Source organism: Streptomyces sp. 147326, from assembly GCF_045000215.1.
Taxonomy (GTDB): domain Bacteria; phylum Actinomycetota; class Actinomycetes; order Streptomycetales; family Streptomycetaceae; genus Streptomyces.
The window spans coordinates 624,722-642,131 of the sequence record NZ_CP134201.1; the positions used below are offsets into that span (position 1 = coordinate 624,722).

18 protein-coding genes are annotated in these 17,410 nt (G+C 72.0%); 10 read left to right on the forward strand and 8 right to left on the reverse strand.

The features are described 5' to 3' along the window. Positions 1–47: 47 nt before the first annotated feature. The gene (locus RIU97_RS03135; RefSeq protein WP_404953186.1) at positions 48–1,175 is read right to left on the reverse strand and encodes a hypothetical protein; all 1,128 of its coding nucleotides are present in this window, start codon (positions 1,173–1,175) and stop codon (positions 48–50) included. Between the two features lie 408 nt (positions 1,176–1,583). On the opposite strand from RIU97_RS03135, the gene RIU97_RS03140 reads away from it, so the two are divergent. Next, positions 1,584–1,892: a hypothetical protein gene (locus tag RIU97_RS03140; RefSeq protein ID WP_404953187.1), complete on the forward strand. Its 309-nt coding sequence runs from the start codon at positions 1,584–1,586 to the stop codon at positions 1,890–1,892. 142 nt (positions 1,893–2,034) lie between these two features. Here the strand turns inward: RIU97_RS03140 and RIU97_RS03145 are convergent, their stop codons facing one another. Beyond that, positions 2,035–2,553 carry a hypothetical protein gene (locus tag RIU97_RS03145; RefSeq protein ID WP_404953188.1) on the reverse strand — a complete coding sequence of 173 codons (519 nt, stop codon included), beginning with the start codon at positions 2,551–2,553 and terminating at the stop codon, positions 2,035–2,037. Between the two features lie 446 nt (positions 2,554–2,999). Then, a complete protein-coding gene (locus tag RIU97_RS03150) occupies positions 3,000–3,833 on the reverse strand; it encodes a PIG-L family deacetylase (RefSeq protein WP_404953189.1) in 834 nt (277 codons plus the stop codon). Between the two features lie 571 nt (positions 3,834–4,404). On the opposite strand from RIU97_RS03150, the gene RIU97_RS03155 reads away from it, so the two are divergent. Together RIU97_RS03155 and RIU97_RS03160 are read left to right on the forward strand one after the other, a co-directional pair. Continuing rightward, entirely contained in the window at positions 4,405–5,715 is a 1,311-nt protein-coding gene (locus RIU97_RS03155) for a hypothetical protein (protein ID WP_404953190.1), read from the forward strand. A 231-nt stretch (positions 5,716–5,946) separates the two neighbouring features. Continuing rightward, positions 5,947–6,288 (forward strand): HopJ type III effector protein, encoded by a 342-nt coding sequence (locus tag RIU97_RS03160; RefSeq protein WP_404953192.1) that lies wholly within the window; start codon positions 5,947–5,949, stop codon positions 6,286–6,288. Between the two features lie 856 nt (positions 6,289–7,144). On the opposite strand, the gene RIU97_RS03165 is transcribed toward RIU97_RS03160, so the two are convergent. Next, positions 7,145–7,348 carry a hypothetical protein gene (locus RIU97_RS03165; RefSeq protein ID WP_404953193.1) on the reverse strand — a complete coding sequence of 68 codons (204 nt, stop codon included), beginning with the start codon at positions 7,346–7,348 and terminating at the stop codon, positions 7,145–7,147. 343 nt (positions 7,349–7,691) lie between these two features. Here RIU97_RS03165 and RIU97_RS03170 point away from each other — a divergent pair, with 343 nt between their 5' ends. Further along, on the forward strand, positions 7,692–8,147 hold the full coding sequence (locus RIU97_RS03170) for a DoxX family protein (protein WP_404953194.1): 456 nt from the start codon (positions 7,692–7,694) through the stop codon (positions 8,145–8,147). A gap of 60 nt (positions 8,148–8,207) precedes the next feature. On the opposite strand, the gene RIU97_RS03175 is transcribed toward RIU97_RS03170, so the two are convergent. Continuing rightward, positions 8,208–8,918, reverse strand: coding sequence for a response regulator (locus RIU97_RS03175; protein WP_404953195.1), 711 nt, complete (start codon positions 8,916–8,918; stop codon positions 8,208–8,210). Continuing rightward, complete coding sequence (locus RIU97_RS03180; RefSeq protein WP_404953196.1) at positions 8,915–10,168, reverse strand: sensor histidine kinase; 1,254 nt, start codon at positions 10,166–10,168, stop codon at positions 8,915–8,917. Before RIU97_RS03180 ends, RIU97_RS03175 begins: the two co-directional genes overlap by 4 nt. Before the next feature lie 132 nt (positions 10,169–10,300). On the opposite strand from RIU97_RS03180, the gene RIU97_RS03185 reads away from it, so the two are divergent. From RIU97_RS03185 to RIU97_RS03195, 3 genes are read left to right on the forward strand one after another with little or no spacing between them, the layout of a single operon-like run. Next, positions 10,301–11,242 (forward strand): ABC transporter ATP-binding protein, encoded by a 942-nt coding sequence (locus RIU97_RS03185; protein ID WP_404953197.1) that lies wholly within the window; start codon positions 10,301–10,303, stop codon positions 11,240–11,242. Between the two features lie 9 nt (positions 11,243–11,251). Next, entirely contained in the window at positions 11,252–11,827 is a 576-nt protein-coding gene (locus RIU97_RS03190) for a YdeI family protein (protein ID WP_404953198.1), read from the forward strand. 23 nt (positions 11,828–11,850) lie between these two features. Beyond that, positions 11,851–12,642 (forward strand): DUF1963 domain-containing protein, encoded by a 792-nt coding sequence (locus RIU97_RS03195; RefSeq protein WP_404953199.1) that lies wholly within the window; start codon positions 11,851–11,853, stop codon positions 12,640–12,642. A gap of 69 nt (positions 12,643–12,711) precedes the next feature. Here RIU97_RS03195 and RIU97_RS03200 read toward each other — a convergent pair whose 3' ends face one another. Then, positions 12,712–13,116, reverse strand: a complete 405-nt coding sequence (locus tag RIU97_RS03200) for a DUF5997 family protein (RefSeq protein WP_404953200.1) — start codon at positions 13,114–13,116, stop codon at positions 12,712–12,714. A 58-nt stretch (positions 13,117–13,174) separates the two neighbouring features. On the opposite strand from RIU97_RS03200, the gene RIU97_RS03205 reads away from it, so the two are divergent. The 3 genes from RIU97_RS03205 to RIU97_RS03215 all read left to right on the forward strand — a co-directional run bounded on the left by RIU97_RS03205 (position 13,175) and on the right by RIU97_RS03215 (position 15,584). Next, a complete protein-coding gene (locus RIU97_RS03205) occupies positions 13,175–13,966 on the forward strand; it encodes a LysR substrate-binding domain-containing protein (protein WP_404953201.1) in 792 nt (263 codons plus the stop codon). Positions 13,967–14,053: 87 nt separating this feature from the next. After that, positions 14,054–15,181: a PP2C family protein-serine/threonine phosphatase gene (locus tag RIU97_RS03210; protein WP_404953202.1), complete on the forward strand. Its 1,128-nt coding sequence runs from the start codon at positions 14,054–14,056 to the stop codon at positions 15,179–15,181. A gap of 31 nt (positions 15,182–15,212) precedes the next feature. Further along, positions 15,213–15,584, forward strand: a complete 372-nt coding sequence (locus RIU97_RS03215) for a VOC family protein (protein WP_404953203.1) — start codon at positions 15,213–15,215, stop codon at positions 15,582–15,584. Between the two features lie 48 nt (positions 15,585–15,632). Here the strand turns inward: RIU97_RS03215 and RIU97_RS03220 are convergent, their stop codons facing one another. Then, complete coding sequence (locus tag RIU97_RS03220) at positions 15,633–17,390, reverse strand: serine/threonine-protein kinase (RefSeq protein ID WP_404953204.1); 1,758 nt, start codon at positions 17,388–17,390, stop codon at positions 15,633–15,635. Between the last annotated feature and the right edge of the window lie 20 nt (positions 17,391–17,410).

Sequence of the window (17,410 nt, forward strand, 5' to 3'; positions counted from 1 at the left end):
TCCACGTGCCGGTACCGGCACACACGGTGAAGCCACCCTCCAACTGATCAGCCCCTGCCGGGCCCGTCGGGCCCCAGGGGCTTTTGTCTGCCCCACGGACCCGGATGCCGCCCCCACCTCCAGCACCGGGCCGGCGCGAGGGCGACGGGCGGTCCGGCGTTGTTGCCTGCATGGACGAGATGCTGGACGTGCTCCTCGACGGGGTCACCGAGCCGCGCCTGAAGCTGATCAGCGGGGACGCGCAGAGCCCTGATGGTCCTCCGTAAGTTGTAAGGCGGCCGGGGAGGGCTGGGTGTGGCTTCCGAGGAGTGGCCGCCCGGCCCTCCGGGGCGCCCTGGCTGCTGATGGAGATGTGCGCTCAAGTCGCTTTTTACGGAGATGACAGCGAGGCGTTCCTCGGGCCGACGGCAGGCTGTTCGGAGCGAGGAGGGGTGAGTGAGTGAGCGAGCGACGGGTCGAGGTCTGGGCCGGTATCGCTTCTGCTGATGCGCGAACAGTACGAACACGCCGCGGAGGTAGTCACGGTAGGCCTGGTCGTCGGGCAGCGCCCAGGGGAAGAGTCCCCAGATCGGCTTGGGCCACGTGGTGTCGTCCAGGTCGATCGTGTCGAAGTCAAAGTGCGTGTCGAGCTCGGGCAGCGGGAGGTAGGAGACGGTGCCGTTGCGCAGAGCGTCCGGATCCACCAGGCCAGTGGCGGCTCCCTCGCCCCCGTGACCGTCGGCGCGGCTGAGGTCGTCGAGCAGCCGCGCCCGCTCGCCGGGGGTCAGGAGGCGGATCATGCTGTCGGGGGGCGGGCACGTCAGGTCGTCGGCCAGGTTGTCCGCGAGCACCCGGCGCGTGGCGACCAGATGGTCGGCCAGTATGGCCAGACGGCCCGGGTCCACATGGTCCTCGCCACACACGGCCACTCTGATGGGTTCCTCGTCGAACAGTGCCTCCCTGGTGACCGGGACCTCCTGGCCGCGCCGGTCACCGTGGTCGATCCGCACGGTGAGCGGCTCCCGCCACAGGTCCTCACCGATCTCCAGGGCGGCGAAGCCCCCGCCGTCGGTCCGTGCCTTGGCAACGACCTGGTCGCCCGCCACCGCCTCGACGCCGACCTCCGAAAGCAGTCGGTCCGTGGTGGTGTGGTGGATCAGGACGCGGATGCTGAGGGACTCGGGAGCCTGGGTCATCACTATGCCTCCGGAATATCGAGGGCCGTCGTTGTCACCGAGAGCATGCTCAGGAGGGGCCCTGCGTCGGGGTTGCCATCCTGCGATCGTGGGGGCGGGAGGCCGACTACCGGGAGCGGTGTCCTCCACGCTCACTCGTCCGAGCGACTTGCCCGTCACGTAGCCTCGGGGCGGGCTGCGCCTGGTGCTTCTCCGCGTGGACTCGGATACGGCCCTCGCAGGCACGCCGAGAGGAGGTCCCAGGAGCGTGAACGGTCGCAGCACTGACCTGGCCCAGAAACCCAGACTCGCCGGGACGGGGCCGCGGGGCGATATCCGCCACTCCGCTCTGCTGAGCTTAAGGGGATTTGACGTGCGACACCGGGGCATCCGCACAACCCGGCCTTTGCCAGCAGACAGGAGACAGCAGTGACCACTTACGTCATCACCGTGCCCGGCACGTTCCTGAGGGACGTCGACGATGCAGCACGCTCCGGGCTGGCGAGGAGGCTGGCTTCGTACCACACCGACTTGAGCGAGACTGAAGACGTGGAACTGCTCACCCTCCACGAGGGCGGTACCTTTTCCGTCCGGCTCGAAGTCGAGGCCTCAGACCAGGCCACCGCCGAGGACGACGCCGTGCGGCTGCTGGCCAGCACCCTCCAGGAGCTGGGGTTCTCGGAGAAGGACGCGCCCCTGGGACCTCCGGCGGTCACAGGTGTCGACGGTGAGTTCTGAGATTCTTCCGCTCGCGGCACGTGGCCGCCGTCGCCCCCTCTCGCCGCCGAGCCTGCGGTCCCCGTGCCGATCCGGGTCGTGCTGCCCGGGGGCCAGGAGGTCGTCGCGGCGCCCGTCATCGAGCAGCGCAACCCGCGGTCTGCTACTGGGAAGCGAAGGGGACGGTGATAGTGAGGTGGCCGTCACGGTCCGGACGAGGACCGTCGAGGGCGTTCATACGGATGACCAAATGGCCGATCACACGGTTGGTGAGTGACTCGTCCGGCGTGGCCGTGCCCTCGGGGGGCAGACGGGCTTCGTCCTCGCTCGGAGGGTCACTGCCGCAATAGCGAGCCGTGTCCATATTGGCGGTCCAGCAAGCGAGCGAAACGTCGGCATGTCCGGGTTCTCCTGGGCGTACGCGAACGTGGCCGTACATGGTGAAGCCGTCTCCGCCCAAGGCGACCGTCGTGGAGTGCTCTCGGCCGTCGGTGCACAGGCGCATCAGCTCCTGCATGGCTGGCTCCACGACGGCTCGCGCCATGGGTTCCGTGTAGACCACCGATCTCTCCCCCAAGCGCTGAAGTGACCCGGCCAGGCAGGCCTTCGCGCGGATCTGCGGCTGCCACTTCTCCCACTTCTCCCGCATCTCCCAAGTCTGCCGCTCCACCGCATCCGCCATGGCCGTGTCCTCCCACCGGGCCGGTGCAGCCTCACGGTGCGCGGCGATCACGCGGCCATAGCCGTCCGGCGAGACTTGCGTACCGACTCAGCTCGGACGGGACTGCCGTGCCGGGGCGCCGGCATCGGCCGGTGCGGGTGCGGGCAGGGCGCCGGGAGGCAGAATCCGCCGGGCGCGCACGACCGTACGGCCCGCCGCAGCATTGGCGGCCGCCACGACGCAGGCCTGCTCCAGGCGTGCCTTCGTCGCCCCAGCCGATGAGTCGGGGCACACGGTCGGCCGAAGTCCGGGGCGAAGCCGACGGCTGCCACGTGCTCGGCGAGGTCGGGAGCGATAGCCGCCCGACCGCTCCCGCAGGGAGCCGTCGGGCGGCCGGGAGCTCCCGGGCCCGCTCGATCGAGCCGTGCGGCCGATGAGCTTTCCCGGCCGTCGGTCGGACGGGCGGATCAGCGCAGTCCGGCGAAGAGATCGTTTTCGGGTACGGCCGCGCCGGTCGCGTCCTGGACACGTACGAAGGTCTCCATGCCCATCAACTCGCCGAACCTCTCCTTGCCCATCTTGAGGAAGAAGATGTTCTCGCCCTGACTGGCGTGTGCGGCCAGCGCATCGAACTTCTGACCGCTGAACGCGGTGGTGTCCACCCACGTGGTGATCTCATCGTCGGGGAGGCCGATCTCGGCCATCGCGGCGGCCTCGGCGGGATCCGGCTCCGGCATGTCCTCATGGAACTCGCGCATGATCTCCCCGAACCGCTGCATCCCCGAGCGGGGCATCGTCGTCCAGTACACCTTCGGTGACAGCGCGGTCATCTCCAGCGCCGCCATCGTGATGCGGTGGGCCTGGATGTGGTCGGGGTGGCCGTAGAAGCCGTTCTCGTCGTAAGTGACGACCACATCGGGTCGGTAGTGCCGCATGAGTTCCGCAAGTCGGGCGGCGCCTTCCTCCACGGGGGTCTGCCAGAAGGATCCGGGGGCGTCGTTGCTCGGCCAGCCCATCATCCCGGAGTCGGCATAGCCCAGCATCTCCAGATCGCTGATCTTCAGGACGTCACAGCTCGCTTCGAGTTCTTGACGGCGCATCAAGGTGACGGCCGCCGGGTCGTGCCCGGGATCGCCCGGCTTGACACCCCCCGGTCCGTCACCGCAACGGCCGTCGGTACACGTCACGAGAACCGTGCGGATGCCTTCCGCCGCGTACCGCGCGAGGACCCCTCCGGTTCCGGTGGCCTCGTCGTCGGGGTGGGCGTGCACTGCCATGAGCGTCAAGGGCCGGTCAGTCATGAAACAGTCCTCCTGCAGAAATACTTCTTGGTCCGAGCTCGCGGCGGGCGTACCGCGATCCTGGGGGCCGGGTCCTGGTGGGGCGGACAATCTTGTGGCCTGTGTGCTCCCCGCCCGTGCGGCGCCGGTCCCTCAGTCGATGCAACCGCGCCGACCGGACCAGCTGTTCCCGGCACGGCCACTTGGCCTTCAAGACAGCCTCCGTCCTGGCCCGCCTGGCTGGCTGGCCCGGTCATCTGCCCGCCCTGCCCAGGGCCGCGGAGATGGTCCAAGTCCGCGAAGTAGATCTGACATACCATCACAATATTGAGGATGGCCCCCGCTTCCCAGCGGCTGGTGCTGGGCTGGCACGGGAGTCGGGTGCCGCGGCATCTGGAGGAGCTGAACGGGTGGGTGGAGTCGCGGTGATGGGATCACCTCGGCTACGGGCATGCGAGGGAGCCGACCCGGTTCCGGAGCGGTCCGATGTGCGGCGGGCGACTGTAGGGCGCTGTGATCCGCAGAGGACGACCATGCGCCGTTCGAGTTCGACGTCAGACGTAGGCTGCTGTCGGAGAACGAGGGGGAGACGATGACTGACGACCGCAAAACGACCGTGCCCGTGTGGACGCTGGCGACCGCTGACGTCCGAGTGCCTGGGTTGACCGCCGGCGACTTGATGACGGCTGAGCGCCTGGCCGAACTGCGCGGAGTACTGGCCGTCCTGGCCGACGAGCCGATCGTCACACTTGAGGTACATCCGCTGCCCGACAAGATCGACCGCGGCCGTGGCATCCCGCTCGACGCCGCCAGTCCCCTGGCGCAGCACCTGTCACAGTTCATCACGCAATCGGCGCGAAGTTCCCTTACGGTGGCCAGAGCGACCGTCTCCGGCGAGAGTCTGTATCGCATGGTGGTCCCGGCGAAGGTCGCCGCCCAGTTCGGGCAGGGCATCGTTCGCCCGATGGTGCCGAAGGGGGCGGCCGGCGGCATCTACGGTGAGCTGGTGGACTCGACGGGCAGGATCGCCTCCAAAGCGACGTTCGTTCCGGTCGGAGGAGCGGCAGCGGCGGGCACGGTGGGCGGCGCCGGTGCGACCGCCGGTGCCGCGGCCGCCGGCGGCACGGCGCTCACCGTGGCCGCTCCGCTCGTGCTCATGGCCGTGGCGGTGGGGGTGAGCGCACACGCCGACCACAAGCGCCAGCAGGCCATCGAACACATCACGAAACTGCTGGAGCAACTTCAGGAGGAGAAGCTCGACGACGAGCACAGCGAACTCGACGGCTGCCGGGACGCCATCGACAAAGCCACTGCCATTCTGCTCGACCAGGGCAAGCTCGGTGTCTCGCTGGGGCTCGACTCGGCGGTGCATGCCATCAACACGGCGCTGGGCAAAGCCGACCGCCGCCTTGCCCGATGGCAGAGCGCGCTGGACGGACTGCCCGAGAGCGAGGCCGTCGAACTCGGCACGTTGACCAAGTCGTTCCCCGGCGTCGACGACCATGGCGGCACGTTCCGCACCCACCTCGAACTCGCTTCCCTGGCTATCGCGCTGAAGCGGCGGGTGGTCGTCCTCCAGGCCGTCGAGCACGCCCAGAGCGACGCCGGCAATCCGTTCGAAAACTTCACCCGCGCACTCAAGCGCGATCAGCAGCGCCTCGACGAACTGGAGGCGGGCATCGCCAGTGTCCTGGTACGCCTGTCGGCACTGGAACTGGCACGCCCGAACGGTTTGCGACCCGTCTTCACGACCGGTGAAGTCGATCGCCTCATGAGCGCGGCACACCGGATCCACAAGTTGGGTGACGGCGTCACGGTCAACAGCCGCACGACAGACGTGGCGATTGAGATTGCCCGCGACAAGGACGGCTCGGTGGTCGTGTTCCCTGCGCTGCCCGCGTAGGCGCAGGCGCGCTCGCACTCACTTGGTGAGTCATGTGAGGTTGCCCGAAACCTCGAACGCAGCTGTGGCTCTCACCGGCTCCCGGTGGATCACACAGACGCACACCGTGACCTGCGGAGATGCCGCTCGTTCCGACATGTGGCCCGATTCCCACCGGCTGGCCTCAAGGGAGGTATTGTCCCCCGGTCACGGACGGCAATCGGATCGTCCGTCCAACCCAAAGGAACCGACATGACGGATCTGAACTCGCTGCGGGCAAGCCTCGCGTCAGGTGAACACGAGTTCGCCGACACCCTGGCCTTCGTCACCGCGCATTACGAGTATCAGCCGCAGGCGTTCCGCAACGGGGAACTGGAAAATGCCGCAGGTGAGAACGAGGGTTCCTGCAAGACACTGGGACTGGCCCTGCTGGAAGGGCTGAGCGACCAGGAAGCTCTGCTGGCATTCGGTGAGCATTACCGCAGTGTGCTGGCAACGCCGAACGACACTGATCACGGCAACATCCGCAACCTCCTGGCCCATGGCCTGGCAGGGGTGAGCTTCGCCGGGCAACCGCTGGCCCGCAAGAGCTGAACAGCGACGGCACCGGCAGCGGGGTGAGTCCGGCCTTCCCGGCACGCACCCGGGCTACGGCTAGCGCATACGGCGAGCTGCTCGCGCGCTGCCGGCCTGCCTCCTCGCGCAGAGGGGTCGTCTCGGCCTGCCCATCCGCGAAGAGCGTCTCGGGCTCACGCACGCCCTCCCGGACCCGCCTCTCAACGGCGGCGTGAAGCGCAGAGTCCGTTGTCCTGGCCGCCCTGACTGGCGGTGCGCTGCGAACGCACAGCGGTAGCCCTGCGGCGGTGTCCGGCGCTGCACCAACGACGCGTGCGGACGGCTGCGGGGCGCCGGGCCGAGGGCCTTCATGGGCGCGGGCGCCAGGACGTGCCCGGCGCGTACGTTCGCGCTCGGCACCTTCTCGTCGGCCGCCGAGATCGGCTTCGGCGTGCTCCAGCGCAGCTGCGTGCCCCAGGCCGGGACGTCGGGACGATCTTTCAGGCGGCCGGTGTCCATGTAGGCGATGGCATGGACGCGTCCGCGACCCGGGCACGGATGCGGATGCGGCCACGATGGCGTCGGAGTGCGCGCGGCCGCCGCCGGCGGCCGCGGCGACCAGGCCGCGCCGGGTCATCATCCTGCCGATCGCCGCGCCGAGGCCGTACAGCCGTACCGGCGCTCATTGGTGCGCCGGGCGGCTCCCAGCGTGCCGCGGCCGTGCACTCGGGCCGCGTGCAGCCGCAGTCGGCGCAGGCGGAGCCGCCGTGGAGCCGCCGTGCCTGACCCGCGACCGGAGCGGCTGCTTGAGGTTCCTGCCTCCCGAGACGGCACGGGTCTGCTCGGGAGCTGTGGGTGATGGTGAGCTCAGTGCCGGTTCGATTCTGCCTGGTTGTCAGCCGGTCCGGTCCCACAGCTCCCGCCGCAACCGGGTATCCAGCACGTCCTCGGGCGTCTGCAGGGAGAGCATCGTCGCGTTCGCCGCGACCAGCCCCTGCGCACCCGGCGTGGCCGGCCGCTCCCCCGCCTGCCCCTCCTCCCACGCACGGCACCGCCCCTGCGGCGCCCCGGTCACCTGACTGCCTCTGCCCCTACCCACAGAACCCCCTCTCCGGCCCGCCACCCACGATGAAGCCTGAGGAGCTGCGCACGGTCCTCCCTCCGTTCCCGTACCGCGGGGCTGGCTGGACCGCGAACTGGGCCTGCGGACCTGTGACCGCGCCCCTCGGCGACCGCCTCCATCGTGAGGTGCCGCCGGGGAGGGGAACTCCGGGCGCGGCGCCGGCGCCGCCTTCCGCCCGCGGGGTAGCGTCGGATCCCCTCGGCCTCTGGCCGAAACTCGCGCTTGCCAGGCCAGTTAGGTGTACCTAACCTTTGGCTCGCTCCGCTTGAGCATCTCGGCACGACTTCGGGACCCGTCCCCAACCGAAGGAACCTCCCCCATGAACACACGTCTCCAGCACGCCCAGCCCTACGCCATCGGCCTGTTCCGGATCGTCACGGGACTGCTGTTCGCCTCCCACGGCGCCGCCTCCCTCTTCGGCGTCCTCGGCGGCGCCCACGGCGGCGGCACGGTCGCCACCGGCACCTGGCCGGGCTGGTACGCCGCCGCCATCCAGCTGGTCGCCGGCGTCCTGGTGCTGTTGGGCCTCGGCACCCGGTCGGCCGCCTTCGTCGCCTCCGGCTCGATGGCGTACGCCTACTTCACCGTTCACCAGCCCGGTGCGCTCTGGCCGCTGCAGAACGGCGGCGAGGCCTCCGCGATGTTCTGCTGGGCCTTCCTCCTGCTGGTCTTCACCGGCCCCGGCGCCCTCGCCGTGGACGGGCTGTTCGCCTCGCGCCCGACCGCGTCCGCCGGGCGGCGGGACGAGGCCCGCACGGACACCGTGGCCGCCTGAGGAATCGTTTCTCCGCCACCTGCTCCTACCCGCTGTGACCTGCTCCGGCGCCCGGGCCCCTCATCGGGGCGGCGCGACCAGCCCCATCTCGTAGGCCGTGATGACGAGTTGGACCCGGTCCCGGGCGCCGAGCTTGGTGAACAGCCGCGATACGTGGGATTTGGCCGTGGCGGCCGAGATGAACAGCTCCTCGGCTATCTCCCCGTTCGAGCGGCCCCGCCCGACCAGGGTGAGGACCTCCCGCTCCCGCTCGGTGATGCCGGCGACGGACCTGAGGGCCGGCTCCGCCGCCGGGGGCCCCGGCCGCCGGACGAAGTCCGCGATCAGCCGGCGCGTCACGCCCGGCGCGATCAGGGCGTCTCCGGCGGCGACGACCCTGATCGCCGAGAGGATCTCCTCCAGGGCCATGTCCTTCACGGCGAACCCGCTCGCGCCCGCGCGCAGCGCCCCGTAGACGTGGTCGTCCTCGTCGAAGGTGGTCAGGACGAGGATCCTGACGCCCTCGGTCCCCCCGGCGCCGCCGTTCCCCCCGCTCCTCTCGGTGATCAGCCGGGTGGCCTCGATCCCGTCCATCCCCGGCATCCGGATGTCCATCACGACCACGTCGGGGCGCAGTTCCGCGGCGAGGCGGACCGCCTCCGCGCCCGTCCCGGCCTCGCCGACGACCTCCAGGTCGGCGGTGTCCGCGATCAGTACGCGCAGGCCGGAGCGGACCAGCGGCTGGTCGTCCACGAGCAGTACGCGGACCGGCCGCGCGGGAACCCCGTTCACCGGGCCGCTCCCTCGCCCTCGGCCACGGCTGCCGCCGACGTGACCGGCAGCGGCAGCACCGCCTGGACCCTGAACCCGCCGGTGGAACGCGGCCCGGCAGTGAACCGGCCGTGCAGCAGGCTGACCCGCTCGCGCATCCCGGTGATGCCGAATCCCGTGCTCCCGATGCCGTCGGGCGCCCCGCGCCCGCCGTCGACGACCTCCACGGTCAGCTCCTCTTCCCCGTATCCGATGGTGACCCGGCAGTGCCCGGTGCCCGCGTGGCGGACCACGTTGGTCAGCGCCTCCTGCACGATGCGGTACGCCGACAGGTCGATGTCGGGCGGGAGCTGGCGCTCCTCCCCCTCCCGCCGCACGTTGACCCGTACCCCGGCGGCGGCAGTCGTGGCCACGAGGGCGCCGAGTTCTGCCAGTCCGGGGGCGGGGCCGAGCGGCGCCTGCCCGTGGAGGCCGTCCGGCTGCGCCTGACGCAGTGCCACCAGCGTACGGCGTAGGCCCGACAGGGTTTCCCGGCTGGTGGCCTCGATGGCCTGCAGGGCGGCGCGGGCCTCCGCCGGTTGCGTCTCGATGACCCGGCTGCCCACGCCGGCCTGGATGGCGATCACGCCGATGCTGTGGGCGACCATGTCGTGCAACTCGCGTGCGATGCGCAGCCGTTCCGCGGTCACCGCCTCGGAGACCTCCTTCGACCGCAGTTCCACCGTGTGCTCCCGGCGCTCGCGGAACCGCAGGCCGGTCATGTAGACGGCGCCCAGGGACAGGGAGGCGATCAGGCCGGTGCTCATCATGTCGTAGGGCCCGACCGACAGCAGTCCGACGGCCGGGAGCTCGATGACGACCACCATGGCGGTGGCGATGAGCGCGTCCCGCCGGGAGCGCGTGGCGACGATGAAGCCGAGCGCGAGGTCCGAGGCCATGAACACCAGGAACCGGCCCGGGGTGTGGTCCCTGCTGGCCCCCGCGACGAGCACGCCCCCGAGAAGGGTCAAGGTCAGCGCCACCAGGGGCCGACGTCGCAGGAGCCCGAAGAGCGGGGTCACGGCGAGCAGCAGCACCGCCCCGAGGAGCGGCCCGGCCGCGTACGGGACGCCGCCGATCAGCAGGCCCGGGATGAGGAGGTAGAGGGCGGCTCCGCCCCACGCCGCGGCGGCCGACGCCGGTTTCGGCGCGGGGCCGCCGGAGCCCTGCACACGCTGGTCGGCGCTCTCGGCGCGCTTCGTGCTCTTCGCATTTCTGGGTGGGGTGTCCATGCCGTGACCGTAACCAGCGGGCCCACGTGCGGACATCGGCCCCCGGGCTTACACCCCAGGGTGGTGGTGCCCCCGCACTTGCCGCCGACGGCCCGATGCCCTCGGGCCGGGTCTCCCGGCAGGGTGGGCCACGTGATCGAGGTCAAGAATCTCACCAAGATGCACGGCGACCGCGCAGCAGTCGACCGGCTGTCCCTCACGGCCGGTCCGGGGACGGTCACGGCGGTCCTCGGGCCCGCAGGGGCCGGCAAGACCAGCGCACTGCGTCTGATCCTGGGGCTGGACTCCCCCACGGCGGGCACGGTCGCCGTGGGCGGGGTCCCGCTGCGCGGCCGCCCGCGCAGCCCGCACCAGGTCGGGGCCCTGCCCGAGCCGGACGCGCTGCTCGGCCGGCGCACGGCGAGGGCCTTCCTGCGGGCGCTGGCCCGCGCCCACGGCATCGGGTCCGGCCGGGTGGCCGAAGTGCTCGAGGAGACGGGCCTGGCGCGGGAGCCGCGGCGGCGCGTGGCGACGTACTCCCCCGCGATGCGGCAGCGGCTGCGGATCGCCGCCGCGCTGCTCGGGGATCCGCCCGTGCTGCTGCTCGACGAGCCGCTGGCCGGGCTGGACGCCGAGGGGGTGCGGTGGGCCCGCCGGCTCCTGCGCGCGCTGGCCGCGGAGGGCCGTACGGTCGCGATCACCGGCGAGCGCGCGGCGGAGGCGGCTGGTACCGCTGACCGGATCGTCGTCCTCGGGCGGGGCCGGGTGGTCGCGGCGCAGTCCGCGGACGAGTTCGCCGCGCGGGGCGCCGCGGCCCGGGTCGTGGTGGGCACTCCGCGCGGCGCGGAGCTGGCCGCCGTACTGGAGGCCGAGGGTGCCACGGCCGTCCGGGCCGGCTTGTCGGGGCCCGGGCGGCTCGCCGTGACCGGCATGACGGCGGAGCGGGTCGGCGCGCTCGCCACCGAGCACGGGATCGTGGTTCTCGAACTCGACACCCGCAGGCCCTCGTTGGAGGAGGTGCTGCACGAGCTCGCGGCCGGCGCCCGGGGTACGGTCGCCCCGGTGAGGGCGGTCACGGGCCGGGGCGGGAGTTAGCCTGAGCGCATGGACGAACTGGGCGGGGTGGAGATCGTCGGCTTCGCGGACGCCGAGGCGTTCGAGGGCTGGCTCGCCGAGCACCACACGCGCCACGAGGGCGTATGGATCAAGGTGGCCAAGAAGAAGTCCGGCATCCCGTCGGTCACCGACGACGAGTTGGTCGACGTCGGGCTGTGCTACGGCTGGATCTCGGGCCAGCGGCGCGCCCTCGACGAGCGGTACTACCTGCAGAAGTACGTGCCGCGCCGCCCCAAGAGCCTGTGGTCGCAGGTGAACGTGGACAAGGTGGCGGCGCTGACGGCCGCGGGGCGGATGCGTGAGCCCGGGCTCGCCGAGGTGCGCAGGGCGCAGGCGGACGGGCGGTGGGCGAGCGCCTACGAGTCGCAGAAGACGGCGACGGTGCCACCGGATCTCGCGGCGGCCCTCGACGCGCACCCCGGCGCCCGGAAGGCGTTCGAGGCGCTCGACAGGACCGGGCGCTACCAGCTGATCCTGCCGCTGCTCCAGTCCCTCACCCCGGAGAGCAGGCAGGCCCGCCTCACCAGGGCCCTGCACCGGCTGACGACGGGCGGGGGCCGGTGAGCCGCCGTACTCCTCCCCGCCCCGTGGACGTCGAGGGGCTCTTCCCCGAGGTCGCCCCGCTGCGGAGGCAGGCGCTACGGCTGCATCCCCGCGCGGGCGGCCCGGCGCGGCAGGACAGTTCGGTGGGCGGTCCGCTGTTGTGGCCCGCGCACGAGGCCTGGCCGGTGTGTCCGGAGCACCACCGTTCCCCGATGGTGCCGGTGGTCCAGCTGCACGCCGCCGACGCGCTGGGGATCGTGCCGTTCCCCGCTGGATGTGACCTGCTGCAGGTGCTGTGGTGCCCGCGGGATCACGACGGCCGATGGGTCGTTCCCGAGGTGCACTGGCGGGATGCGGAGGGGGTCGGGGACATCCGCGAGGCGCCGCCGCTCCCCGTCGAGGAACCGTACGGACATGTACCGAAGCCGTGCGTCGTCCATCCGGAGCTGGTCACGGAGTACCCGAGCTGGGACCTCGCCGACGGGCTCTGGGACGCGTTGGAGCCGCGTTTCGAGCAGGTGGAGGCGGAGACGGGGTGGGACTACCAGTACCACTTGTCCACCGCTCCGGGGATCAAGCTGGGCGGATTCCCCGGCTGGAGCCAGGACCCGGAATGGCCGGACTGTTCGGGGTGCGGGAAGCCGATGGATCATCTGCTGACCGTGGAGAGCACCGAGGCGGACGCCGCGTCCCGGCTGACCTGGACTCCCGTCGAGGATCAGGGTGTCGCGTACGAAGGTCCCGGCCTGGTGCTGGGAGACCTGGGCGGGGTCTACCTCTTCGAGTGCCGGACCTGCCCGGGCCGCCCGTACAAGGACCGTTTCGACTGCGCCTGAACGGGAGAAAGGCGTCAGGCCCGGCCTCCCCGGGGGGAGACCAGGCCTGACGGAAACCGGAGCCGCGGGTCAGGAGTGCTGCTCGCGGGCCTTCTCGGCACGCTCCGCGTTCTTCTCCTTGATGCGGACCGTTTCCTTGCGGACCTCGGCCTGGGTTGCGCGCTCACGCTGGAGCCACTCGGGGGCTTCCTGCTTCAGCGCTTCGATCTGCTCCGTGGTGAGGGGCTCGGTGACCCCGCCGCGGGCGAGGCCGGCGATGGACACGCCGAGCTTGGCCGCCACCACCGGCCGGGGGTGCGGACCGTTGGCGCGCAGTTCCGTCAGCCACTGGGGCGGATCGGCCTGGAGCGCACTCAATTCGCTGCGCGAGACGACACCCTCCTGGAACTCGGCGGGGGTGGCCTCGAGGTACACGCCCAGCTTCTTCGCCGCGGTCGCGGGCTTCATCGTCTGGGTGTTCTGGTGCGACGTCATGGTGTCAAGAGTATCGAGCGTGTGCGCTACCTCCGACCACGACCGGTAACCTGGCGGGGTGACAGGCTCGGAAGTACCCCATTCGTTCCGGCTCGCTTATGTCCCGGGGGTGACACCCAGCAAGTGGGTGCGGATCTGGAACGAGCGGCTGCCCGACGTCCCTCTGACCCTTGTCGCGGTGTCCCCCGGCGAGGCGTTCGGCGTACTGCGGGGCGGCGGCGCCGACGCGGGGTTCGTCCGGCTGCCGGTCGACCGTACGGACCTCAGCGCGATCCCGCTCTACACCGAGACCACGGTGGTGGTGGTCCCCAAGGACCACCTGGTGGCGACGGCCGAAGAGGTGTCCACCCAGGATCTGGCCGACGAGATCGTGCTGCACCCCCTCGACGACACCCTCGTGTGGGAGCAGCTGCCGGGGCGGCCCGCGATCGAGCGCCCCGCGACGACGGCGGACGCGATCGAGCTGGTCGCGGCCGGGGTGGGCGTACTGGTCGTCCCGCAGTCGCTGGCCCGTCTGCACCACCGCAAGGACCTCACCTACCGGCCGGTCTCGGACGCGCCCGAGTCGCGGGTCGCGCTGTCGTGGCCGCAGGAGGAGACCACCGATCTGGTGGAGGAGTTCATCGGGATCGTCCGCGGCCGGACCGTGAACAGCACGCGGGGGCGGCCCCCGACGCCGCCGCAGCCGAAGGCGAAGCACAAGCGCCCCGAAACGGGCTCCGGCTCCGGCTCCGGCGGCCAGCGGAAGACCGCGTCCGGGAAGCCGACGGGCAAGAACCCCCGTGGTGCTTCCGGCGGCGCGAAGGCGGGCAAGGGCGGCAAGAGCGGAAAGCCCCGCCGTCGGCCGTAGGACCGGCCTGATCCGAACGACAGGCCCCGGGGTCCCCGACGGCCTGGCTTCGGGTACCGGGATCGCCTCGCGGTGTATGCAGGTGGGATGGATCTCCGGCCGTCCCACCCACCGCACCACCGAGCCCGGCAGGTGAGCCACCTGCAGCTGGCGGTCCCGTTCGCGCTGATCGCCCTCGTGACGCTGGTCGACGTCCTCGCTCCGCCGGACGTCCACCTCGGGCCGTTCCTGGTCGCCGCACCCGCGGTGACGGCCTCGTTCGCGGGGCCACGGATGACGGGCTTCGTGGGCCTGGTCGCCGTGCTGGCCCAGGTGGTGGTCGCGACGACGCGCACCAGCCTGACCGATCTGAACCACACCTTCCAGATCATCGCGCTCGTCATGATCTCGGTGTTCGTGACCTTCTTCGCCCACCTGCGCGAGGTGCACGAGAAGGAGCTGGTTCAGCTGCGCTCGGTGGCGGAGACCGCCCAGCAGGTGGTCCTGCGGCCGCTGCGCGACCGGATGGGGCCGCTGGGCGTCGCCTGCGTGTACCTCGCGGCGGCGGCCGAGGCCCGGATCGGCGGCGACCTGTACGCGGCCGCCCGTACGGCCACGGGGACGCGGCTGATCATCGGCGATGTCCGCGGCAAGGGCCTGGAGGCCGTCGGGGACGCCGCGCTCGTCCTGGGCGCCTTCCGGGCGGCCGCCCACCAGGAGGCCGAGCTGCCGGGCCTGGTGAACTACCTGGAGGCGGCGGTCTCCCCGGACCTGGACGGCTCGGAGGACGAGGGCCCCGCCGGCGCCCCGGGTGACGACGGCGAGAGCTTCGTGACCGCGGCCGTCCTGGAGGTCCCCGACGAGGAACCGGTGCTGCACCTGGTCAGCTGCGGCCATCCGCCGCCGCTGGTCCTGCGCCGCGCCGGCGGGGTCGAAGGCCTGGAGGTGTCCCACCCCGGGCCGCCGCTGGGGCTCGCCGGGCTCGTGGCCGCGCCCGTCACGGCGCAGACGTTCGCCTTCGCGGCGGGTGACGTCCTGCTCCTCTACACGGACGGCGTCCTGGAGGCGCGTGACGGGGACGGGACCTTCTACCCGCTCGCGGAGCGCGTGGCCGCCTGCTCCGGCATGCGCCCCCAGGCCCTGCTGGACCACCTGTGCCGGGACCTGCTCGCCCACGCGACCGGCAACACCCTCGGCGACGACGCCGCGATGGTGGCGATCCAGCGGCTCGTGTAGGACCGGTTCCGGGGTTTGCCAGAATCGGATCATGCTGACCATCGGAACGATCGTCATGGGCGCCGCGGACGTGCGGCGGGCCGCGGAATTCTGGAGCCGGGCGCTGGGCTACGCCCCGCGCGACGGCGAGGTGGACGAGGGCTGGACCGTCCTCGTCCCCGCGGACGGCGGCGGGCCCGGCCTGGCGCTGGGCCGCAGCGTCACGCCCGTACAGGAACGCCCGCGCGTCCACCTCGACCTGTACGTGGCCGACGCGGCGGAGCAGGAGGCGGAGGTGGCGCGCCTGGTGGCGCTGGGGGCCCGGCACGTGGACTGGGACTCCTACCCCGAGGACCCCGATTTCGTGGTGCTGGCCGATCCCGAGGGCAACCGCTTCTGCGTGATCGACACCACCCACGGGTGAGCGCCGGCCGGGGCCGGAACCGGGTCCTGTCGGGCCCCGTTTCCCGGATCAGAGCGCCAGCGTGCGCCAGCCCTGGGTGATCTGCTCGCGGACGGCGTGCGCGTCGGGCGTCGGGCGCTCCTGCGCCCGGTCGGCCGTCAGCAGCTCCACCAGGGCCGCGCCGTCGGCCGGGCGTGCCGCCGGGTCGGCGGTCAGCGCCCGCGCGACGGCCGCCGCGAGGGCCGGGTCGAGCGCCTGCACGGCCGCGAGCGCGGCGGGCTCGGGTCCGGTGTCCACGATCCGGCGGATCACGGCGCCCGTACTGGTCGCGGAGAACGGGCTGGTGCCGTGCGCCGCGCACACCACGCAGCAGGCCCACGCCCAGACGTCGGCGGCCGTGCCGACGCGCTCGTCGCCGAACTGCTCCGGCGCCATGTACGTCAGGGTGCCCGGGCCGCCGCCGGTACGGGTGAGCCGGGTGCCGTCGACGATCGCCGCGATGCCGAAGTCGAGCAGGCGCGGTCCGGCCGTGGTGAGCATGATGTTGGCGGGCTTGAGGTCCCGGTGGACCAGACCGAGCCGGTGTACGCCGGACAGGGCCACGGCCAGCGCGAGCGCCAGGGCCTTCAGCGCCTCGGGCGAGCGGATCGGCCCCTGCTCCCGCAGGTGCACGTCGAGCGGCCGCCCGTCCAGCAACTCCATGGCCAGGTACGGCCGTCCGGAGTCCACACCGGAGTCGAGCACCCTGGCGGTGTACGCGCCGGACACCATGGCCAGCACCTCCGCCTCGCGCTCGAAGCGCTGCAACAGCTCGGCGTGGTCGAGGAGTTCGGGGTGGATGGTCTTCAGGGCCACCTGGGTCACCGCCCCCTCGCGGCGGGCGAGGTACACCGTGCCCATCCCGCCGGCCCCGATCCGGCCGAGCAGCTGGTACCCGCCGATCGTCCGCGGCTCGTTCGGATGCAGTTCCTGGTACGCGATCTGCGGCGCGACCCCGGCAGCGGCACTGCCGGCGGCGCCGACGCCCCGGTCGACCTGCGTCGGCACGTACGCGACCGGCTGCGCGGGCGGAGCGGACGGGACGGGCGGCAGGTGGCCCGCCCGCGCGTGGGCGGGCTGGGCGTGGACCGGCTGGACTCGGACGGGCTGCGCGTGGACGGGTTGCGCGGCCGCGGCCGTCCGTGCGTCGGGGGCGGGCTGCGCGGGCTGGAGCGGAACCGCGGTGGTGCCGCCACCCACGGGTCGGCTCCTCCCGCTGGCCACCAGGGCGACGATCTCGCACAACAGGGCAGCCATGACCAGTCCGGCCGGCAGGAACACTCCGAGCACGATCCGGAGGGCGAGCAGGGCGGCCAGCCGGAGGCGCACCGCGGGCGAGGCCCAGGCCTGCGCGGACGCGGACGGGCCGGCGGTCAGCAGATTGCGCTGCGTCAGGATCCACAGCAGCAGCCAGACCAGCAGAACCGGGATCGCGGCGCCGAGGAACCAGAGCCGCGCCGTGGCGAGGGGGAGGGCGAACTGGAGGGCCAGCGTGCGCGCGTTCCCCGTGGCGATCGACTGCAACAGCAGGTCGAAGCCGGGGATGACGTCGGAGGTCATCCAGAGCAGCAGGCCGATGCCGCCGACGAACGCCAGCGCCAGCTCCCCGAGAGCCGCCGCCGAGACCCCCGGCCGGGGAACGGTCGCGCCCCCGGCCGCCGACACCCGCTCACGCACCCCGTGCTGGGCCCGCACCAGCAGGGGCAGCGACACCAGCCGCACCACCAACGTCGGCCCGGCCACGGCCAGGACGCCCATGCCCAGCGACATCTCCACGTACTCCGCCATGCTTCCCCCGCGCTCTCTTG

Bases quoted from the DNA above. Each gene is read 5' to 3' on its own strand.
- RIU97_RS03190 (WP_404953198.1), top strand. From the start codon at position 11,252: ATGGACGAACTGGGCGGGGTGGAGATCGTCGGCTTCGCGGACGCCGAG.
- RIU97_RS03215 (WP_404953203.1), top strand. From the start codon at position 15,213: ATGCTGACCATCGGAACGATCGTCATGGGCGCCGCGGACGTGCGGCGG.
- RIU97_RS03200 (WP_404953200.1), bottom strand. From the start codon at position 13,116: ATGACGTCGCACCAGAACACCCAGACGATGAAGCCCGCGACCGCGGCG.
- RIU97_RS03160 (WP_404953192.1), top strand. From the start codon at position 5,947: ATGACGGATCTGAACTCGCTGCGGGCAAGCCTCGCGTCAGGTGAACAC.
- RIU97_RS03170 (WP_404953194.1), top strand. From the start codon at position 7,692: ATGAACACACGTCTCCAGCACGCCCAGCCCTACGCCATCGGCCTGTTC.
- RIU97_RS03155 (WP_404953190.1), top strand. From the start codon at position 4,405: ATGACTGACGACCGCAAAACGACCGTGCCCGTGTGGACGCTGGCGACC.
- RIU97_RS03220 (WP_404953204.1), bottom strand. From the start codon at position 17,390: ATGGCGGAGTACGTGGAGATGTCGCTGGGCATGGGCGTCCTGGCCGTG.
- RIU97_RS03135 (WP_404953186.1), bottom strand. From the start codon at position 1,175: ATGACCCAGGCTCCCGAGTCCCTCAGCATCCGCGTCCTGATCCACCAC.
- RIU97_RS03180 (WP_404953196.1), bottom strand. From the start codon at position 10,168: ATGGACACCCCACCCAGAAATGCGAAGAGCACGAAGCGCGCCGAGAGC.
- RIU97_RS03210 (WP_404953202.1), top strand. From the start codon at position 14,054: ATGGATCTCCGGCCGTCCCACCCACCGCACCACCGAGCCCGGCAGGTG.
- RIU97_RS03150 (WP_404953189.1), bottom strand. From the start codon at position 3,833: ATGACTGACCGGCCCTTGACGCTCATGGCAGTGCACGCCCACCCCGAC.
- RIU97_RS03145 (WP_404953188.1), bottom strand. From the start codon at position 2,553: ATGGCGGATGCGGTGGAGCGGCAGACTTGGGAGATGCGGGAGAAGTGG.